General features: G+C 63.3%; 1 protein-coding gene, 1 tRNA gene and 1 pseudogene. All 3 read right to left on the bottom strand.

The features are described from left to right. Nucleotides 1-7 precede the first annotated feature (7 nt). Nucleotides 8-81: transfer RNA gene (locus NW829_RS04780), tRNA-Arg, on the bottom strand. Nucleotides 82-93: 12 nt separating this feature from the next. After that, nucleotides 94-735, bottom strand: a complete 642-nt coding sequence (locus NW829_RS04775; RefSeq protein ID WP_414416555.1) for a ribonuclease HII — start codon at nucleotides 733-735, stop codon at nucleotides 94-96. A 35-nt stretch (nucleotides 736-770) separates the two neighbouring features. After that, nucleotides 771-1234, bottom strand: a pseudogene (locus NW829_RS04770) (ribonuclease E/G); the annotation flags it as partial.

The following is a 1234-nucleotide window of genomic DNA, read 5'->3' as shown; positions in this document are numbered from 1 at the left end:
CTGAAGACGCCCACGAAAGGATTCGAACCTCCGACACCTGGGACCGGAACCCAGTGCTCTAGTCCACTGAGCTACGTGGGCAATGCAACTGCATTAACCATCATATCTGCTGACTTTCAGTTCTGCCAAGGGGGCAAAGCTGCGGCGGTGCTGCGGGGTGGGCCCCAAGTTCTGCAACGCCAGTCGGTGCTCCCGCGTGCCATAGCCAGCGTTGGTGCGCCAGCCGTAGCCGGGGTACTGCCGATCCCAGCTCTGCATCAAGGCATCTCGCCAGACTTTGGCCACAACTGAAGCAGCGGCAATGGAGAGGCTGATGTGATCCCCCTTGACCAGGGCCGTTTGCCGGGATCCCAGCTCGGCCAGCGGCAATCCATCCACCAAAATGTGGTCGATGGGATCTAACTCGGCCAAAGCCCGCTGCATGGCTAGCACCGTGGCCTGGCGAATGTTGAGCCGGTCGATCTCAGCAGCAGAGGCACTGCCAATACCCACGGCCAGGGCCACCTGCCGAATCCGTTCCGCCCATTGAGCGCGTTGCTGCGGACGCAGTTGTTTGGAATCCCTCACTCCCTCCAGTGCTTTGGGATCCATCTGGGCGGGCAAAATCACCGCCGCTGCCACTACCGGCCCGGCCAGGGCCCCCCGCCCCACCTCATCCACCCCCGCCACTCGCAGGATCCCTTGCTGCCAAAGGGATCCCTCCCAGATCAAACTCGGCCTTGCCCGCTCCACCATACTCCCATGCCTGCCCCTGGGCTTGAGAGCAGCGCCTAACTGCTGCGGGAGCGCCGTCGCCTGGAGGCTGCTGGAGATTGCTGGGCAGGGCTGATCCCCAGTTCCGCGGCTGGCTCGGCCAAGCTGCTCTGTACTGCTGGCACGAACGATTCAGCAGAAGGGATTTCGGGTTCAGAAAGTTCGGGTGGAGAGAGGTTGTCCAGCAGCTCCTTCTCCTGCAGAGCCTCCGGTTCGGGCGCCAACTCCTCTGTCTGAGAAGTTGCCTCAGTCTCCATCCTGGGCGGACTTTCCGCCTCTAGAGTTCCCGGCAGAACCACCCTAACTGCCGTGTCTCGGCCCCAAGGCGGCGGCTGGTCAAGCAGTAACAGCGGCGACAGCCCCAACTCCGAGTAGACCCGTTGTTGTAACGGGGTCATCTCCACGGTGACGGTTTGCCGTACCGGGGCCGGACGGCCTTCTGAGGACTCCGTCCCGCTGGCGCGAACGGTGCGGGCTGGGG

The organism is Synechococcus sp. R55.8, from assembly GCF_047461895.1.
GTDB lineage: Bacteria > Cyanobacteriota > Cyanobacteriia > Thermostichales > Thermostichaceae > Thermostichus.
The sequence above is the reverse complement of the archived record's forward strand: the minus strand, read 5'-3'. Positions and strand labels throughout refer to the sequence as shown.